The sequence below is a fragment of the Arthrobacter sp. MYb213 genome, from assembly GCF_002979915.1.
Lineage (GTDB): Bacteria > Actinomycetota > Actinomycetes > Actinomycetales > Micrococcaceae > Glutamicibacter.
The window spans coordinates 25,983-43,694 of record NZ_PCQA01000002.1; the positions used below are offsets into that span (position 1 = coordinate 25,983).

17 protein-coding genes are annotated in these 17,712 nt (G+C 54.4%); 7 read left to right on the forward strand and 10 right to left on the reverse strand.

Going from position 1 to position 17,712, the window contains the following annotated elements; translation table 11 throughout:
• Positions 1–101 precede the first annotated feature (101 nt).
• From CQ011_RS04415 to CQ011_RS04440, 6 genes are all read right to left on the reverse strand, one after another.
• Entirely contained in the window at positions 102–1,154 is a 1,053-nt protein-coding gene (locus CQ011_RS04415) for a uroporphyrinogen decarboxylase/cobalamine-independent methonine synthase family protein (protein WP_105675103.1), read from the reverse strand.
• A complete protein-coding gene (locus CQ011_RS04420; RefSeq protein ID WP_096257156.1) occupies positions 1,147–1,518 on the reverse strand; it encodes a chorismate mutase in 372 nt (123 codons plus the stop codon). The genes CQ011_RS04415 and CQ011_RS04420 overlap by 8 nt, the downstream gene beginning before the upstream one ends.
• Before the next feature lie 96 nt (positions 1,519–1,614).
• Positions 1,615–3,300 (reverse strand): ABC transporter ATP-binding protein, encoded by a 1,686-nt coding sequence (locus CQ011_RS04425; RefSeq protein ID WP_105675105.1) that lies wholly within the window; start codon positions 3,298–3,300, stop codon positions 1,615–1,617.
• The gene (locus tag CQ011_RS04430) at positions 3,297–4,274 is read right to left on the reverse strand and encodes an ABC transporter permease (RefSeq protein WP_105675107.1); all 978 of its coding nucleotides are present in this window, start codon (positions 4,272–4,274) and stop codon (positions 3,297–3,299) included. The genes CQ011_RS04425 and CQ011_RS04430 overlap by 4 nt, the downstream gene beginning before the upstream one ends.
• 2 nt (positions 4,275–4,276) lie before the next feature.
• Entirely contained in the window at positions 4,277–5,368 is a 1,092-nt protein-coding gene (locus tag CQ011_RS04435) for an ABC transporter permease (RefSeq protein ID WP_096257159.1), read from the reverse strand.
• 138 nt (positions 5,369–5,506) lie between these two features.
• The gene (locus tag CQ011_RS04440; protein ID WP_105675109.1) at positions 5,507–7,141 is read right to left on the reverse strand and encodes an ABC transporter substrate-binding protein; all 1,635 of its coding nucleotides are present in this window, start codon (positions 7,139–7,141) and stop codon (positions 5,507–5,509) included.
• A gap of 232 nt (positions 7,142–7,373) precedes the next feature.
• On the opposite strand from CQ011_RS04440, the gene CQ011_RS04445 reads away from it, so the two are divergent.
• Both CQ011_RS04445 and CQ011_RS04450 read left to right on the forward strand, forming a co-directional pair.
• On the forward strand, positions 7,374–7,742 hold the full coding sequence (locus CQ011_RS04445) for a hypothetical protein (RefSeq protein ID WP_096257161.1): 369 nt from the start codon (positions 7,374–7,376) through the stop codon (positions 7,740–7,742).
• An 818-nt stretch (positions 7,743–8,560) separates the two neighbouring features.
• A complete protein-coding gene (locus CQ011_RS04450) occupies positions 8,561–8,953 on the forward strand; it encodes a DUF3021 family protein (RefSeq protein ID WP_105675111.1) in 393 nt (130 codons plus the stop codon).
• A gap of 666 nt (positions 8,954–9,619) precedes the next feature.
• Here the strand turns inward: CQ011_RS04450 and mnmA are convergent.
• From mnmA to CQ011_RS04465, 3 genes are read right to left on the reverse strand one after another with little or no spacing between them, the layout of a single operon-like run.
• Positions 9,620–10,753: a tRNA 2-thiouridine(34) synthase MnmA gene (gene mnmA, locus CQ011_RS04455; protein WP_105675113.1), complete on the reverse strand. Its 1,134-nt coding sequence runs from the start codon at positions 10,751–10,753 to the stop codon at positions 9,620–9,622.
• Complete coding sequence (locus CQ011_RS04460; protein WP_105675115.1) at positions 10,750–11,985, reverse strand: cysteine desulfurase family protein; 1,236 nt, start codon at positions 11,983–11,985, stop codon at positions 10,750–10,752. Before CQ011_RS04460 ends, mnmA begins: the two co-directional genes overlap by 4 nt.
• A gap of 27 nt (positions 11,986–12,012) precedes the next feature.
• Entirely contained in the window at positions 12,013–12,819 is an 807-nt protein-coding gene (locus tag CQ011_RS04465; RefSeq protein WP_105675117.1) for a hypothetical protein, read from the reverse strand.
• Between the two features lie 113 nt (positions 12,820–12,932).
• Between CQ011_RS04465 and folP the strand changes: the two genes are divergently transcribed.
• Together folP and CQ011_RS04475 are read left to right on the forward strand one after the other, a co-directional pair.
• A complete protein-coding gene (gene folP / locus CQ011_RS04470; RefSeq protein WP_105675119.1) occupies positions 12,933–13,859 on the forward strand; it encodes a dihydropteroate synthase in 927 nt (308 codons plus the stop codon).
• Between the two features lie 8 nt (positions 13,860–13,867).
• Positions 13,868–14,605 carry a dihydrofolate reductase family protein gene (locus CQ011_RS04475; protein ID WP_181147994.1) on the forward strand — a complete coding sequence of 246 codons (738 nt, stop codon included), beginning with the start codon at positions 13,868–13,870 and terminating at the stop codon, positions 14,603–14,605.
• Here CQ011_RS04475 and CQ011_RS04480 read toward each other — a convergent pair.
• Entirely contained in the window at positions 14,580–15,494 is a 915-nt protein-coding gene (locus CQ011_RS04480) for a diacylglycerol/lipid kinase family protein (RefSeq protein WP_105675123.1), read from the reverse strand. The two genes, CQ011_RS04475 and CQ011_RS04480, sit on opposite strands and share 26 nt — an antisense overlap.
• A 139-nt stretch (positions 15,495–15,633) precedes the next feature.
• Between CQ011_RS04480 and CQ011_RS04485 the strand changes: the two genes are divergently transcribed.
• The 3 genes from CQ011_RS04485 (at position 15,634) to CQ011_RS04495 (ending at position 17,711) form a co-directional block, all read left to right on the forward strand.
• Positions 15,634–16,533 carry a J domain-containing protein gene (locus tag CQ011_RS04485; RefSeq protein ID WP_105675125.1) on the forward strand — a complete coding sequence of 300 codons (900 nt, stop codon included), beginning with the start codon at positions 15,634–15,636 and terminating at the stop codon, positions 16,531–16,533.
• 38 nt (positions 16,534–16,571) lie between these two features.
• Complete coding sequence (locus tag CQ011_RS04490) at positions 16,572–17,033, forward strand: tRNA (cytidine(34)-2'-O)-methyltransferase (protein WP_096253860.1); 462 nt, start codon at positions 16,572–16,574, stop codon at positions 17,031–17,033.
• 123 nt (positions 17,034–17,156) lie between these two features.
• Positions 17,157–17,711 carry an anti-sigma factor gene (locus CQ011_RS04495; protein WP_096253859.1) on the forward strand — a complete coding sequence of 185 codons (555 nt, stop codon included), beginning with the start codon at positions 17,157–17,159 and terminating at the stop codon, positions 17,709–17,711.
• Position 17,712: the final 1 nt, after the last annotated feature.

Consider the following 17,712-nt stretch of genomic DNA (forward strand, 5'->3'; position numbering starts at 1 on the left):
AGCCACGTGACCTAAACGGGTACTTTTACTTTCCCCACTCTTCCTAAGATACATGACGCACCCCCACTTTCGTGGTGTGACCGCACGAATCAAGACTTCTTCTATGCATCCACTCGGGTTTGCTCCAGAGCTTGGGCATAACCGGTGAGGTGTTGCAGGCACTCAATGACCTGGCTAGAGCTAGAGTGAGCGAAGCTCGTAGCCGGCATGAGTGTTAGTTGGCCTAGGCGCGTCAACGGAAGACCTAATTGCTGCCACGGACGCAACACGTGATGCACGCCTTCGACCACGCCAGGTGCTCGCATACCCGGGGTTAAGAGTTGCAAATAAATTTGTGAACCGGATTCGATCAAAGATGCCATCCGCTCCCATCGCGGGTGGTTCATCGATGGTGGGTCAATCAAATACCCGTTGACACCTGCCTGATGCAGAATATCAACGCGTTTGATCCAGTCAGTATCGGCTCCGGGCAGGTTAACGATCACGCTGGTGCCCTCAATCTGTGCCATGGTTTGCACAAATTGAGCATAAACTTCGCGGACTTCGGCGCGCGGGATTGAACGCAGCGTGCGATATCCACTGGCGGTGGGAAGCGTTCCATCAAGTACGCCGGGAAGCTCAGGCTCGTCAAGTTGAACCGTGAACTGTCTAATCGAGGTGCTTGAACGCAGGCGGAGAAGATGTTGCTTTACCCCGTCTGCATAGGCCTGAAGAATGTCTCGTCGGGCACCGTGATCAATCAGGATTCGTTCACCATGGCTCAAATACAGCCCAGCGGCTAAGGACCATGGTCCCAGCACCGAAACTTTGAGGCGTTGAGCTGGCTTCTTCTCGGCCCCCAGAACGTCGGCAAGCAGGTTTTCGTCGCTTCTAAGGAAACTACGAGCTCGGCGGGCATCGATGCCATCGCCAACTCCGATGCGCCAACCATGAGGCTGCAAATCGAATCCCATGTCGCTGACCATCGAGGTACTTCGCCCCAAAGGATCTGCGCCTACTCCACGTTCGGCCAGCTGTGGCATGACCGCAAGATTTGGTTCGCCTAGTTCCCCACGAACAACCTTGTGGATCTCCATCGGTTCCTGCCCCGGAAAATGGCAGAACGAAGTGACGAAAACATCCGAGCGGGCGAAATCGTCACCGGTTTCAGTCATTTTTATGCGCGTCAGAAATGTTTTGGTGGTGTCGGATTACTTCGGAAATAACGAAGTTCAAAAACTTCTCCGCAAATTCCGGGTCAAGGTGCGCCTCATGGGCTAGCGAACGCAGCCGCTGAATTTGTGCTTTTTCACGGTTTGGGTCGCTTGGCGGCAGATCGTGGCGAGCTTTCAGTAGCCCCACACGCTGGGTGGCTTTAAAACGTTCGGCAAGCAGATAGACCAGCTGGGCATCAAAATTATCGATGCTCCCGCGGATTGCATATAACTCGTCGAGGACTGCCTGCTCAACCTCTCCAGGCAGGGAGCTGGCATGCGGGTCGAATTCCTCGCTGGGCACAGTATTGTTCGGCTCGCTCATGGTCTTTAGTTTACGTGTTCACCTCCTATATTTCCCATTAAGTGACGATGCCCCGACAACCAAGATCGGTTGTCGGGGCAAAAACGTTAACTACGCCTAAGCGCGGTTCAGTTCTTCAATCAGCTTGCGTCGCTCGGCCTGTTCGCGGGGGTCCGGAACCGGCAGGGAAGCGATCAAACGCTGGGTATAGTCGTTCTGCGGATTCGAGAGAACTTGCGAGCCAAGACCCTCCTCGATCAATGAACCGCGGTATAGCACGCCCACCCACGAGGCCAGCATGTCAACGACTGCTAGGTCGTGGGATACGAACAAGGCTGCGAAGCCAAGCTCGGTTTGAAGCTCACGGAACAAATCCAAAACCTTCGCCTGTACCGAAACGTCCAACGCACTGGTTGGTTCATCAGCGATCAACAATTTTGGTTCAAGTGCCAAGGCACGCCCCAAAGATGCACGTTGACGCTGCCCGCCGGAAAGCTCATGCGGATAACGGTCTGCATAAGCACCTGGCAATTGAACCGCTTCTAAGAGCGAAGCAACTTTTGCCCGAGTCTGTGATGGATTCAGATCTCGGTGCACGTTCAGCGGTTCGGCCACGCATTCACCCACGGTCAGATGCGGGTTAAAGCTTGCCGCCGGATCTTGGAACACAAACCCAATCTGCTTACGCAGTGGTTTGAAGCTTCGTTCTTTGTACTGCGCCATTTCATAGCCCAACACATTAAGTGAGCCATCGGTGATCTTGTTCAGACCCGCGATACTGCGACCAATGGTCGTCTTACCGGAACCTGACTCACCGACCAGTCCATAGACTTCACCGGCATGAATTTTTAGATCCACTCCGTTGACCGCGGTAAAACCTGGGGCACCCATGCGCCCTGGGAAGTGCACGCGTAAGCCCTTGGATTCGACCAGTACCTCAGCCTGAGAATGTGGTCGTTCGTTCAAACCTTCGGAGGCAGAATTGCGTCCCAGGTGCGGGACTGCCGCAAGCAATGACTTAGTGTAGTCATCTTGCGGGTTTTCGAAGAGCTCAACCGCTGGCGCTTGCTCCACGACCTGCCCGTGGTTCATCACGATGACCCGATCGGCAATATCGGCAACCACACCCATATTGTGCGTAATGATCACGATTGCCGTACCCAACTCGTCCCGAAGGTTGCGTAGTAAGGCCAAGATTTCTGCCTGTACCGTGACATCCAACGCGGTGGTCGGTTCGTCGGCAACAATCAGAGCTGGTTTCAGTGCCAGCGCCGAAGCGATAACCACACGCTGTTTCTGTCCGCCGGAGAACTGGTGCGGATAGTAATCCACCCGTTGTTCGGGATCCGGAATACCGACCTGGCGCATTGCCTCGATGGCGCGTGCTTTGGCTTCCTTCTTCGACACCTTGGTGTGCGCGCGGATACCTTCCATAATCTGCCAGCCCACGGTGTACACCGGGTTCAGTGCTGTGGAGGGCTCCTGGAAAATCATCGACACATCGCGGCCTCGCGCTGCGCGCAAGGCTGAGCCACTAAGAGTGAGCATATTTTTGCCCTTGAGGTACACCGCTCCATGCGAAGCACCATTCTCGGCCAAAATACCTAGCGCAGTGCGCGCGGTCACCGATTTACCGGATCCGGATTCGCCAACGATGGCCAGGATCTCCCCCGGTTTGACGCTTAGATCAACACCGCGAACCGCCGGGACTGCCCCGGCATCGGTGACAAAGTCGATGTTCAAGTCTTCAATGCGCAACACATCATCGTTGCTTTGCGGATCTGTATTCAGTTTCTTGTTCACCGGGTGACTCCTGCCTGCGTGATGCGCTGTGCTTTTTTGCGGCTAAAACGGCGCAACCGTGGATCGTTCAAATCATTCATTGATTCGCCCACCAGGGTCAGGCCCATCACCGTTAATACGATGGCAAGGCCAGGGAACAATCCGGTCCACCAGATGCCACTGGTGGCGTCAGACATCGCGCGGTTGAGGTCGAAGCCCCATTCTGAGGCAGCAGTCGGTTCGATGCCGAACCCCAAGAAGCCCAACCCTGCCAAGGTGAGCAGCGCTTCGGTCGCGTTCAAGGTGAAGATCAATGGCAGTGTGCGGGTGGCGTTACGCAATAGGTGCGTGAACATCACTCGCCACGGGCTTGAACCAATAACCTGTGCCGACTCCACGAATGGCTCTGCCTTCAGTCGCATGACTTCGGCGCGAACCACGCGGAAATACTGCGGGATGAAGACCACGGTGATGGAAATCGCCGCTGCCATGATGCCGCCCCACAGGCTTGATTGCCCCTGAGAGATCACAATCGACATAACGATGGCAAGGAGCAAGGAAGGGAAAGCGTAGATCGCGTCAGCCAGGACCACCATGATGCGGTCAAACCAGCCACCGAGGTAACCGGAAATCAGGCCCAGCAGGACACCGATAAATAAGGACATCAGCACGGCGGCGATGATGACCCAGATCGCGGTACGGGCACCAAACATGGTGCGTGAAAATACGTCGTAGCCGGTGACGGTGGTGCCCCAAATAAATTTGTCATCGGGTGCCGATTGACGCGGGAAGTCACCTGACATATCGGAGGATTGCGCAAAGTCGAACGGGGCAATCAATGGAGCAAAAAGCGCCGAGACAATGAACAACACCGAAAGCACGAGGCCGGCTATGAGCATTCCGCGTTGCAGTCCAGAGGACATGCGCAAATGCGAAACTACCGGGAGCCTAGCGAACCAGGGCTTACGGGCTGAAGCTAGCGAAGGGATACTCATGGTTAGTACCTGACTCTCGGGTCGATCAGGGCCGCAAGGATGTCAACAATAAAGTTGGTGACAGCCACGATAATTGCTAGCACCACCACGATGCCCTGCACTGCGACAAAGTCACGGGCGGTGAGATACTCAGCCAGTTTAAAACCGAGTCCGGCCCATTCGAAGGTGGTCTCGGTCAGCACCGCACCACCGAGCAACATGGCGATTTGCAGACCCATCACGGTGATGATCGGGATCAACGCCGGGCGGTAAGCGTGCTTGGTCACCAAGCGGAATTCACTGACACCACGGGAGCGTCCGGCTTCCACATATTCGCGGCCCAGCGTTCCGATCGCATTGGTGCGCACTAGGCGCAAGAACACGCCACCGGTGAGCAGGCCCAAGGCCAAAGCAGGAAGTAGCGCGTGGGCAGTGACATCGCCTAGGGCGGCCATATTGCCGCTGCGTAAGGCATCCAACCAGTAAATTCCGGAAGGGTTCTGCAGTCCAGTCAACGCTAATTCGGTCTGCCAATCGGCGCGACCACTAATTGGCAGCCAACCGAGCCAGACCCCAAAAATTAGCTTCAGCAACAACCCGGCAAAGAACACCGGGGTGGCGTAGGAAAGAATTGCCAAGATGCGCAATACTGCATCGGGGTAGCGATCACGGAATTTTGCGGCCACGAGGCCCAAGGGAATACCCACTGCGAGAGCGACGATGACCGCGTTAATAGCCAGTTCTAAGGTGGCCGCGCCGTAGGTGACCAGTACTTCGGTCACTGCACGGTTATCGCTCATCGTTCGTCCGAGGTTTCCGGAGAATACTTGACCTAGATATTCAATGTATTGAATAAAGACTGGACGGTCGTAGCCAGCCTCATGGATTCTTATAGCTAGTTGGTCAGGGGTTAGGCGTCCACCCATGGCCGCGGTAATTGGATCACCAGTGACGCGCATGAGGAAGAAGACCACCGTGATGAGGATAAAAACGGTGGGAATGATCAGCAGAAAGCGGGTAATCAGATAGCGGAGGAAACCTCCGCCTTTCTGCTTCGCTGGTTTGCGCGCAGGTGTCGGGCTAGGTGTTGTGCCCGTTTGCGACGTGATTGTCATCTTTTGTCCTTAGTATCAGGATCAGAATTTTGGTGCTTGGTCCAAAGTGGACATGCCAAGGGGATCTACCTGTGGAGCAGAAACTTCTGCACTTGGGTAGATCCCCTGGTCTTAGGTGTTCTTATGGCGAGGCAGAGACTACTTGCTCAGCACGCCAAGGCGGAACTTGAAGGATGCGTCCAAGGTCTTTTCAACACCCTGAACATCCTTGCCCGCTACTGCTACCTGCGAGCCCTGCAACAATGGCAAGGTCGATAGATCTTCGGCGACCATGGTCTGTAGCTTCTCGATCGATGCGGTACGTTCTGCAACGTCGGACTGACCGCGCTGCTCGGAAATCAACGAGTCGACTTCCTTATTGTCGTAGCCATTGGACAGGAAGTTGTCGGTGGCGAAGAACGGCGACAGGTAGTTGTCAGCATCCGAGTAGTCAGGGAACCAACCCAGCTGGTAGGCCGGGTAGTCGGTGACACGCTGCTTCTGGTAGGTAACCCACTCGGTCGACTTCAGGTCAACATCGAAGAGTCCATCTGCTTCAAGCTGCTTTTCAACCAGTGCGTACTCGTCACCGGAGTTCGGTCCGTAGTGGTCCGGGTTGTACTGCAACGCTAGCTTGACCGGAGTCTTTACTCCTGCGTCTTCTAGAGCCTTCTTGGCCTTGGCAGCATCTGGCTTTCCATCGGTACCGTACATGTCCTTCAACGGCTCAATTGCACCGGTGAAGCCCTGTGGAACGTAGGAGTAGGCCGGAGTGTAAGTGTCCTTGTAGACATTCGTGGCGATTGACTGACGGTCCACTAGGTGTGCAGCAGCCTGGCGCACTGCCAAGGACTTAGCCGGATCAGCATCGGCGGTCTTAGCGCCAAACGGCATGGAGTCGAAGTTGAAAACAATGTAGCGAAGCTCGCCACCGGGGCCCTTGTGGACCGCCAGGTTTTCTTCCTTGCCTAGGTCTTCAATGTCGGTTGGTGTCAGTGAACGCCAAGCTACGTCGATCTTGCCCTCTTGAACCTCGAGCTTGAGGTTATTGGCATCGGCGTAGTACTTGATTGCCGCTTTGGAGTTTGCCGGAGCACCCAGCACGCCTTGGTATGCATCATTGGCAGCGAAGGAGATCAAGTTGTTCTTGTTGTAAGAATCGATGATGTACTGGCCACCGAAGGCCTTAGCGTCAACGATTTCTTTGTCATCCAGCACCTTGTCGGCTGGGAAAACCTCATCATCAACGATGGGTCCAACCGGCGAAGTGAGCACCTGTGGGAAGGTCTGGTCTTCGGCTACCTTGAGCTTGAAGACCACGGTGGTGGCATCCGGAGCTTCAACCGATTCCATGTTACCCAACAGCGAGGAAGGACCGTTCGGGTCAGCAATCTTTAACTGGCGGTCGAAGGAAAACTTCACGTCCTTGGAGTCCAAGTCGTGGCCGTTAGCCCACTTGAGTCCCGACTTCAGCTTCACCGTGAATTCGGTGGGGCTGGTGTACTCGGCCGATTCGGCCATGTCGTTGGAAGGATCAGGAGAGCCTGGCTCCGAGTTCAGTACAAATGGGTAGATCTGGTTCATGACCATGAACGAACCGTTGTCGTAGGAAGCCGCTGGGTCAAGCGACGTTACCTTGTCAGTGGTACCCAGGGTGATAGGGGCACTGCTGGCTTCATCGGATCCGCCGTTGCCCGCGTCATTCGACGATGGACCGGTACAACCGGTCAGGGCGAGGGCGGAAATGCCGATAACGGCAGCTGCGAGTCGCATACCGTTCTTTTTGCTGGCCATGAGCAATCCTTCTCTTGTTGTAGAACATGTGCGGAGTGATAGTTAGCACATGCTTCATACAGCCTAGGTGATTGAGGTCACCAAAGGCGAATGAATAACCCGATTTTCGCACATAAATTGAGATCTGGCTCGCACCATCAGGTGACCCGCGCCTCGCTTTGACTTGTATGTAGCGCAGCCGAGAGCAAAGACATATACCGAACAAAGTCCCCGTACTCTAGGCTTGGACACGATGATGACACGTAGAGACGCAGCAATTGCGTTGGATATTCCCATGGAAATGGCCAAGCGCCATGGCATTGCCCCGCGCATGAGCGAGAAGGAATTTGCCGAGCTCAATGCAAACCCACCGGCCTGGTTAGTGCAGTCTCGGGCGAACCGCAAAGCCGGAGCCCGCCCAGTATGGGTCCACCTCACCTGCATCGTCTGCGGGCAGGACGAATACGAACGTCCCAAGAAATGGTGGCCGAACTTCGACTTCGTGCACTGCGCCATTCACTCTCCAGCACAACTTCCGGCACTAGACTCTGGGAAAACCCGCGTGGAGTACCAAGACATTTCCGCACGCATGTTTGGCATCGTCGACGAAGACGGCAACTAAGCTTTCGCAGTAGATCAAAAGGCTGGGCTCAAGAATCATTTATGGATTCTTGAGCCCAGCCGTTTGTATTTCTTAGAAGATTTCTTGGCTCATGCCACACTTCTGCGCTTGCTAAGTTGCACCGATAAAAGCCAGTTCTGCCTGACCACCTGCATATCCCATAACCCGGGCATTAGGCAGTGAAACCCGAATATTATTCGGGAACAGCAATTCCTACTTGCTTCATTTCTGGACGAGGCCCTTCTGCGCAGGATTCAACGGCTATCCCCTGCGCCGGCGCTTCGCGTGGTGTCATGATCGCAAAGTCAAAAGGTTCTTCATCAGGAACCCGCAGCTCTGAACCAGCAAACTAGCTGATGGCTCCTACCCTAGGTCACTTCCGAAAACTCAATTGCCTGCTGTGGACAACCCATGCGTCAAACGACCTAGACAGCACCGTCCAATCAAAAACGTAACTACCCTGAGGTTCATTGTCTAAGTAAAGGAAAAGCTGACGTCAATTGCCCCAAAAAAAATCTCACCCTGATCCAGAATGGATCGTTGTATTGAGTTCGGTTCTGAACCATTCGTTCACCCCACATGCCAGGTATCAGTGATCAAAACTTCGAGCTACTACTACCGTTCCTAGCGTGAAGGAGTGTCGCAGTATCACCTGTTCCTAGGCAGATGCCTCTAGGGGCAGGTGTGCCCCGTACAGTAGATCCTTCTTGGCTGACTCGCTGACCAGCAAAAGTAGAAAAATTGTCTTTGGCTGTACTGACATTGAATAGTTACTCAACTTTTCGCATTATTCGTTCCATAAGCAATAGAATCTAGGCATGTCGCCACAACGTCTCGGTCTAATCTTGGCAGGTGTTCCGCTCTTAATCTTGGGAGCCATCGCAGTGATGCTGGCCGTGCAAGGCGACTCCATTAACGCCCGGAGTACGTTCGCGGTGGGGGTGATAATCGCTGCTACAAGTGGCGCTTCTGTGGTTTATCAAGTGGACCGCTGGACACTACAAATCCAGTCTTTGATCCATTTTGTAATCATGCTTTGTACAGTCCTACCCGCACTGTATTTGAGCGGATGGTTCGTTCTTAATGGTCCCTTAGATTACCTGTCGACATTTGGCATATTCTTGATAACCGGAGCTGTACTCTGGACATTTTTTTATCTGATCTTTGGAATCATTCAACCAAGAATCCAAGCCAAACGCCTTCGCAACTAACGTTGCCCCTCATAGTTCCTTAGCCCTCCTAGGACTGGCATTCCTGTTAGATGACAGTTGTCGCACCACGGTACTCAATGAGCGAGGAGTTTGCGTCCAAGGTACTTTTTGATGCTGCTGGAGGGAAGTTCGAAGAAGCTAAAAATGCTTCAAGGCCGCGCTGATTGCCATCACCCAGAGGTCTCTGCCGCTTCGACAAGGTAATCAACGAACTACCTCATGAACTCCAACGTCGTCTAGGACAACGATCCGTCGAAGCACACCGGCGCCCGTTCTTTTCGGATCCACAGCTGAGCATGCCTGCTCCCAAGCAAGCGAGCCAACAGGACTACCCGGCTAGAGCATTCACATTTTCTTTCTGAGAATTGTTGGAGACTATAAGGCACGGGCATCTTAGGCCTGTACCCAAACGCTTTGGACCGGTATCACGGGCGACAAACAGGAGCGACAAATCCAGCACGTACTGCGTACTCGCTGTGCGCAGGAAACCGCCTACAAGCAAGGATTGCTCCGGAGATCCGGCCCGTATCCCAAACGCTTTCGACACCGGCGCTCCGCTTTGCGAAGCAGAACTATGGAACATCAAAACCTCACGCAGGTCATGAAAAAACGCCTCGGAGAAGTAAAATTATTTCGCTGCTCCGAGGCGTCTATTCTTACTAAAACCTAGCTAACCTTGCTCGAATCCCATGAGGTAGAGCGTGCTTTGTCGATGGTGGCCTGGCCCAGCACACGAGTACCTTGGTAAACCACCATGGTTTGTCCAGGTGCCACTCCACGCATGCCTTCGGGCAGCTGGACTACCAAGACGTCAGATCCTTCGCTACGCTCCATATGTGCCTTGGCATCCACCGGATCGCCATGGGCGCGAACCTGCACCATGCAATCAAATTCTTCGCCAGTGATGATCTCCGGAATCGGAACCCCGGCCCAGGAAATACGAATACCGCGCAGCTCGTCAACGGAGAGTAAAGCCTCTGGCCCTACGATCACCTTGTTGTCCTTGGGACGGATTTCCAGCACAAAACGAGGCTTGCCATCAGCTGCTGGCCGGCCCAAGCGAAGCCCCTTACGCTGACCAACGGTGAAGGCTTGCGCGCCACCGTGTTCACCCAGCTGGTTTCCGTCTTGATCAACGATCTCGCCTGGCTTCATGTCGATACGCTCGGCCAACCAGCCGCGGGTATCACCATCAGGAATGAAACAAATATCGTAGCTGTCTGGCTTATTCGCCACAGTCAGACCGCGAGCGGCCGCCTCGGCACGAACTTCGGCCTTCGAAGGCGTTTCAGCCAGCGGGAACATGCAATGATCTAACTGCTCATGGGTGAGCACACCAAGTACGTAGGACTGGTCCTTGGCCCAATCGGCGGCGCGGTGCAATTCCGGGTTGCCTTCCGTATCGCGCAAGACCTTGGCATAGTGACCGGTGCATACCGCGTCAAAGCCTAAGGCGAGTGCCTTTTCCAGCAGTGCGGCAAACTTGATCTTCTCGTTACACCGCATACAAGGGTTTGGCGTGCGGCCGGCTTCATACTCATCAACGAAGTCCTGGACTACGTCTTCGGCAAAACGATCCGAAAAGTCCCAAACGTAGTAAGGGATCCCTAGTTTGTCGCAGGCACGCCATGCGTCATTGGAGTCCTCCAACGTGCAACAGCCACGTGAGCCGGTGCGCAAAGTTCCGGGCATGCGAGAGAGCGCTAGGTGGACGCCAACCACGTCGTGACCGGCTTCAACCGCACGTGCTGCGGCTACCGCCGAATCGACGCCACCGGACATCGCTGCTAGTACCTTCATCTTGTAAAACCCGTCCCTGCTGTGTGAATACTGCTTTCGTCTGCCGCCATACCGGCTTTCTTAGCCCGTTGATAGGCATCTGGCAGAGCTTCTAAAAGTATGTCAACGTCTTCATGCGTTGTTCTATGCCCCAAAGTGAAGCGTTGCACACTTCGGGCACTGCGCGCATCCCGGCCCATGGCCACCAAGACGTGCGATGGTTGCGGTACTCCTGCGGTACAGGCAGAACCGGTGGATGAAGCAATTCCCACCATGTCTAAGAGAAATAGCAAGGAATCGCCCTCGCACTCGGGAAAAGTGAAATGCAGATTTCCTGGAAGTCGCAGACCTGCATTGTCTTCATCTCGTGGGCCATTGAGCACCGCGTCGGGAACAAGCCGGGTAATATTTTGGACCGCATATTCGCGAAGCTCGCTCAATCGCGCGCTTTCTGCCACCAACGTCTCATGAACCGCAGTAGCGGCCGCAGCAAACCCAGCCGCGGCCACGGCGTTCAACGTTCCTGAACGGAGTTTCCGTTCATGTCCGCCACCGTGCTGGATCGGCATCAGTACTACATCACGGCGCACAAAGAGCGCTCCGATTCCTACCGGACCACCAATTTTATGGGCGCTCACCGCCATGGTTGCCAAACCACTGGTAGCAAAATTTGTGGGTACGGAGTCAAAAGCCTGCACCGCGTCGCTATGCACTGGGATGCCATATTTTGCGGCCAGCGCGGTGAAAGCAACTACCGGTTGGATAGCACCTACCTCGTTGTTGGCCCACATGATGGTCCCCAGAGCGATTCGCTCATGGTGTTCCTCGATTAGCTCCTTCGCCGCTTGCAGATCAAGCACCCCATCGGCATCCACCGGCATCCATAAAGCCGTGGCATCTTCATGAGCTTCTAGCCATGAGACGGTATCGAGCACTGCGTGATGTTCGATTCCGGCAACCAGGATGCTGCGTGCTAGCGGATTCTTCGCAGTCCTGTTCCAGAACAGGCCTTTGAGCGCCAAGTTATCCGATTCGGTTCCACCGGAGGTGAAGATCAGTTCTGTGGGGTGTGCACCGGCAACCTTCGCGATGGCAGTGCGAGCCTCGTCTACTACACGGTTAGCCCGGCGACCGGCCCCATGAAGCGAGGAGGGGTTGCCGGTTTGCGAAAATTGCTCGGTCATAGCCGACAACGCCGCTGGGTTCAGGTCGGTAGTTGCCGCGTGATCTAGGTATACCGCGGAGTTGTTCATCGTTTTAATGGTACGAGCTTTCCCTACCTAGTTTGAATGGCCAATGCGTGTGAATTGCCCGACTTCAATGGCTTCCAATGCAGGGTCTTGCAAAATAGCTTCAATAAGTTGAGCCGACCCACCGATCAGTGTGCAGTCGTCATAGGGCTCGGTGGAAAGCATCCAGCTGTGGTCTTGCGGAAAAGCCAAGGATGGGCGCTGACGCTGCTCGCCATCTGCCGTTGTGGCCCACACCGGGTTAGCCAGAAATTCGACGTCTACTTCGAAAAGTCGATAATTTCGGTAGCCTCCACCAAGTTCTAATGCGGGAGTTGCCAAAACGTCTGTTGCAAACGCTGGACGTTGAGCCTCGGCGAGCGCCGCAGCTTCGGCGGCCCGGTTCTCTTCTTCGCTGAGCTCTAGGTCATCCTCATAATCAATCTGGATACGTTCCCCACCCTCGATAAAGGCATAACCACTCCACAACCCAGCGACAAAGTGATCTTTGGTGTTGGTGGCGCTCAGGATCTTGACCAGTGCCTGCCACTGTTCAACAGGTAGTTCGTCAACCGGCAGGTCAGTTTCTTCCCAAGCATCTTCGGTGGCTGGATTGCCCTGGGCATCCCAACCGGCAATGGTTTCAAAGAGATCTGCGGCGGTGAAAATGTGGCCGCGACTATTGGCAACAGTCCCCCAGCGCACTGCCTGATCATCTTCGTCATAGGCCGGATGGAGGATCCGCGCGTATCGTTCATAGCCGACCGGGATCTGTGCGACTACTGTCAATGGATCGGCGGTGGCGCAGGAATCAACGATCCATTGACCCTGAGTGGCTGAGACATGGGAAAACTGCATGTTACAAGCTTAACCAGCAAAAGCTCATATCCCGCATCGGTGATGCGTCCAGTGATATGAATGGAGGAAGCACAGCTCAGCGGCGCGTCCGCGGATCGAGGGAGACCAGCTCAATGTTTATGCCCGAACTCAAGGTTCCGGTTCACCACTTTTCGCGTCGAAGCATCAACTTTGCACGCGAAATCGCGGTGATGGCAGTGATCAACCGCACTCCTGATTCGTTCTATGATGCCGGATCTACCTTCGGTTTGGATGCGGCGGTGTCCTCAGCGTTGCAGGCTGTCCAGGCCGGTGCACACTGGGTGGACATTGGTGGGGTGCCCTTCTCCCCCGGACCAGAATTACCTTGGCAAAAAGAAGCTGAGCGCATCGTCCCGGTGATTCGGGCTGTACGTGAGCACAGTGATGTGGTGATTTCGGCCGACACCTTCTTACCAGAGGTTGCCCAAGCGGCCATCGATGCCGGAGCCGATGCCATCAACGACACCACGGGACTGGCTTATCCGCAGCTGGCCGAGGTAGTTGCGCGGAACAATGTTCATTTAGTGCTGACCCACTCCCTAGCCAAGCCACGCACCATCTACCCACACCCGCATTACCAAGATGTTGTAGCGGAGGTACGCGATTACCTAGAACAAAAAGTGCAGTTGGCTTTGGACGCTGGCATCGATGCGTCAAAAATTATTATTGACCCGGGTCATGATCTGAACAAGAACACTCGGCACACCTTGGATATCACCGCGAATTTCGAAGCGATTGCCGCGTTGGGCTATCCGGCGCTTGCGGCGGTTTCAAATAAGGACTTCATCGGTGAAACTCTTGACCTGCCAAAGCCTGAGCGGTTAGTCGGCTCAATGGTGGCGGCCACCATGTGCATTATGGGTGGGGCAAGAATTATTAGAATGCACAATATCGTCGAGTCGGTGCAGACGATTCGGCTGATCGAGGCGGCTCAAGGCTGGCGCGATCCTGCGTACCAAATTCACAATATGGGCGAGGTTAATCCACCGGCTCATCCAGAACGAGAAACCAGCAGATAGGATCCCCCTTGCGTTCACTGCTTCCTGAGTCATTGCCCATCGTTGACGAAGCGCATCTCTTAGCGCGGTACGCCACATCGCAACGTCCGTTCATCCGGTTTAATTTCATCTCCAGCGTGGATGGAAGTGCGCAGCGTGAGGGACTATCTGGAGGTTTGGGTAGTCCCGGCGATAAACGCATCTTCGGTTTACTTCGTCGTTTAGCCGATGTCATTCTCGTCGGTGCCGGAACTGTACGTGCCGAAGGCTACGCAGGAGATCTAGTCAGTGCCGAGGACATTGCATGGCGGCAAGCGCGTGGGATGTCGGCTCAACCGGTATTAGCCATCGTTTCCCATGGGCTCCATCTGAAACCGGATAATGAAGTCTTTACGCTCAGCCCGGTGCCGGTATTGCTCTTTACCAGCGCAGAGATTACGCCGGAGCACCGTGCGCAATTCCCCGCACAGGTTGAAGTTATTGAAGTTGCTGAAGTGAATGAAGGCTGCGACCCGCAACAAATCGTTGAAATCCTCACCTCTAGGGGACTTGAATTCATCCATGCCGAGGGTGGTCCGCATTTGCTGGGCCAGTTCATCGCAGCAGACCGACTCGATTCGTTGTGCGTGAGTTTTTCCCCCATGGTGCTCGCCGGTTCCGGTCAAAGGATCGCCCATGGCCCACAGGAAGCGGTCCGGCACTTACGCTTACATTCGTTGTGTGAAGAAGATTCGATGCTCTTTAGCGACTATCGGCGCCGGGAATAAGCAAGAGCGCATGATGTAGCACCGAGAGTTCAAAATCTCCGTGCCCAAGAAGCTCGCCATCCGCATAGCTGGCTTCCGTAGTTTGCACGTTGACCTGTGAGCTGCGAGCAATTTCTCGGTACGGATGCTTTCTGCCGCTGAGGATATGTCCTACGTAGGGCAACACCTTATGTAATCGGTTTCCGCTCACCAAGGAGATATCCGCTAGCCCATCGGTGTAATCCGCTTGGGGGAACAAGGTGATCCCACCACCTACCGAGCGAATATTGGCAATGCTGGCTGCATAAATTTGCCCTCGGAAGTCGAATTCTTCGCTGTGCACCACGGTCCGGTGAGGTTGCAACTTCGGTAGGCTGAGCACCAGTCCGACCAGATAACGCAGGGCACCAAGACTTCGCGGCAATTCATTGGCTCGTCCATTTACCAAGCCTTCAAAGCCCCACGACACGGCACCGATGGCAAGCTTGGTCTGCGAATCTTGGTTGGCATATTTCAGTTCAAGCAAATCTACTGGCCTTGCTTCGATTCCTCCGGTCAGGAAACGAACAACGTCCTGTAGCGTTTGCTCGACCGTCCGGGCCGAGGACATTCTCCAGGTGTCGTTTCCGCTGCCGGCTGGCACGATCCCCATGGGAGTGCGTGTTCGGGCCAGATGCTTGATCACATGGTGGATCAGTCCATCCCCGCCGATAACGACTACGGCGTCGGCTTGGCCGAGCGCTTCTCCAAGCGCACTGCCCGAAATCTTCGAAGTATCTAACCTTCGCGGACGCAATCCCATGGAGAAAAGCAGTATTTCAAGTTCGGTGACGCGACGCGCGCCCAGCCCCTTACCTGAATTGGGATGAAAGACGAGGTGGATACGCTGATATTCAGCCGGTGGGACCATAAGAATAGACAATACCCAGCAAACATCATGGTGCGAAAAAGCTGACTACTATTAGTGGAAGCTAAAATGTTCTAATGGGGTTTTGATCCAATGACATCGGTCGTGGAAAACACCCCATTTGAGAGGAAATATCCGCATCATGAGTTCGCCAAGCCCCTACGAAATTCTTGGCGTGCCTCAGAGTGCAAGCCTTGAAGATATCAAGATCGCGTATCGCAAAGCGGCTCGTGCTTCTCACCCCGACTTAGGTGGCAGTGAGGAGCAATTCAAAACGGTCCAGCAGGCCTATCAGATCCTTTCAGATGAACATGGCAATGCTAAGTTTGAAAAGTCTTTTCAGGCTCCTGGTCAAGCGCCACGGGCAGGTACCTCCTCACGTGCCTATGATGAGAAACTTCGTACCTCTCCTCAGCATCCCAAGGCGCAGTTGGCAACTGAGTATGAACCACGGATCGATGATGCTTCGTTTACATTGCTCGATAGGGCTCGCTCAATCCAACGAGTGCATGGTGAACCGCGTAAGCGAGGATTGTTTAGTTCACGGTCGCGGATGTCTCGGGAGACGCACACCATCAACTTGCTGACCAAAAACGTACTCAACATTCTTCCCGCTGCACGTTTAGTCAACGGACTCAACGCCCCGGGTGGTGGACACTTCGACCACGTGTTGGTTGCCGGCTATCGCATGGCGGTGCTCAATACGATGACTCTGCCTGAAGGCTACTACTCGTTTGATGGCAACGTCTTACGCCATGGAAATAAGATGACGCAGCCGCCGGCATTGAACATCACCGGCATGCAGCGCTCCTTCATGCAGATGAACGTCGTGGCTTTTACTTTGGTACTTGCTGGCAACGGAAACCCGCATGAGCCGGTCATTGAATATCACCGCCGGGCAGATCCTACGTTATCCTCCAGTCCGAACGTGTTGAACGCTGCTGGACTGATTCGTGAGTTGAAACTTTTCCTCGGTTCGGGCCCTTCACCGAACATTGTTGATCGTCCGGTACTTGCTCGACTCCTCGACAGAATGTACTGATACCAGTTTTCCGGCACTTAGAGCTTAAACTGGTTGATGTGTTCCGTATTCTTTTTAATGCTCCCGAAATTCCTGGCAACTCCGGTAATGCCATCCGTCTAGCTGCCATCACTGGCGCCGAGCTTCATTTGGTCAAGCCCCTAGGCTTCAACTTTGAAGATGCCAACCTCCGACGTGCCGGCTTGGACTATCATGATCTTGCGGTGGTTACCGTGCATGAAAATCTTGATGCGGCTTTTGAAGCCCTAGGTGAGGGCCGCGTTTTCGCATTCACCTCTGAGGGCAACACAATGTACACAGATGTGGCATATGACCCCAGTGACATTCTCATGTTCGGCAAAGAATCAGTGGGACTCAGCGCCGAAGACAAGGCGCACCAGCGAGTGACTGACCTGGTTCGACTCCCTATGCTTCCCGGGCGACGATCATTGAACCTAGCCAATACTGCTTCCGTTGTTGCCTATGAAGCCTGGCGCCAACATGGGTTTGCCGGAGCTTAAAATACCAGCACCACCCGGTCTAGTACACAGCTTTACCCAATCTTTATAAAGTAAGCTTTTGAGTATGTTCGCTTTGGCGCGCATGACAAAAAGACCGACAACTTCTCGGGAGATTCCAAAACAATGAACCGTAGCCCTTCGCAGCACAGCGACGAGCCTCAGGACGAAAATCTAGGTCTGGACCTGGTCAGTCAAGTGGCCCAGAGCTCCCGTGCCGAACGGCGCGTCCGGCCAAAACGCTGGATCTTTGCACTAATCGGTCTGATCATCGTAGTCGTCTTGGCGTTAGTAACGTTCTCCCTGCTCAATGGGGGAACCAAGGCTACTAAGGCCACCAAAGCTTCTGATGTTGTCAGCCAGACCGTTGATTTGCGCAGTGGCGGTCAAGCGACAATCAGCACTTCAAAGCAAGAGAACGCTTTGGGCGTTGAGCTGTCCTCGCTACCAGCACTTGATTCGTCAGAACAGTACGTGGTGTGGGCCATTCTTGAAGAAGGTGGCATCAGCGTGGTAACCAAGACCACTGGTGAAGACGTCAAGGGTGGCTTGTCCCCCATCGATGATGTCGTCGCCGTACACATCACCGTAGAAGGCTCCGAAGTTCCAGCATCACCCTCGGAAGAAACCGAAGCCTCTGTTGATTTGCCGCTGAACCAAGCTGAACAGCCACAAGAGTAAC